The sequence below is a fragment of the Konateibacter massiliensis genome, from assembly GCF_900184995.1.
In the GTDB taxonomy this organism is placed as follows: domain Bacteria; phylum Bacillota; class Clostridia; order Lachnospirales; family Lachnospiraceae; genus Lachnotalea; species Lachnotalea massiliensis.
Genome location: NZ_LT860093.1, coordinates 1 through 1,000 on the forward strand (window position 1 = coordinate 1; position 1,000 = coordinate 1,000).

1 rRNA gene is annotated in these 1,000 nt (G+C 49.8%); it reads right to left on the reverse strand.

The features are described 5' to 3' along the window. Positions 1–1,000: ribosomal RNA gene (locus CTY48_RS00010) — 23S ribosomal RNA — on the reverse strand; the annotation flags it as partial.

Sequence of the window (1,000 nt, forward strand, 5' to 3'; positions counted from 1 at the left end):
TTATGGTGGATAGTTAGAAATCCAATACTACAAGGGCGGTATCCCAACAATGACTCTGATATGACTGGCGTCATATCTTCTCAGTCTCCCGCCTATCCTGTACATGCAGTACCGAATCCCAGTATCAAACTGGAGTAAAGCTCCATGGGGTCTTTCCGTCCTGGCACGGGTAACCAGCATCTTCACTGGTATTTCAATTTCACCGGGTGCATTGTCGAGACAGTGCCCAAATCATTACGCCTTTCGTGCGGGTCGGAACTTACCCGACAAGGAATTTCGCTACCTTAGGACCGTTATAGTTACGGCCGCCGTTTACTGGGGCTTAAGTTCAAAGCTTCGCTTGCGCTAACCTCTCCCCTTAACCTTCCAGCACCGGGCAGGCGTCAGCCCATATACCTCACCTTTCGGTTTTGCATAGACCTGTGTTTTTGCTAAACAGTTGCTTGGGCCAATTCTCTGCGGCCTGGTTTCCCAGGCACCCCTTCTCCCGAAGTTACGGGGTCATTTTGCCGAGTTCCTTAACAATGCTTCTCCCGTCGGCCTTAGGATTCTCTCCTCATCCACCTGTGTCGGTTTACGGTACGGGTACAATATAAACAATAGCGGCTTTTCTTGGCAGCCAGCTCACACACTTCCCTACTATATTTCGGTCCACATCACGTCTTCTCATTGATGAGCGGATTTGCCTACTCATCTGATACCCCGCTTGTGCCGGTATTTCCATTCCCGGCTTGTGCTCTCTTTCTGCGTCCCCACAGTTCTGTTATATTGCAGTACAGGAATTTCCACCTGTTGTCCATCGACTACGTCTTTCGACCTCGCCTTAGGCCCCGACTTACCCAGGGCAGATCAGCTTTACCCTGGAAACCTTGGATATTCGGCCTAGAAGATTCTCACTTCTATCTCGCTACTCATTCCGGCATTCTCTCTTCTTAACTCTCCACTGCTCCTTACGGTACAGCTTCGCCGTGTTAAGAATGCTCCTCTACCAATTACACAT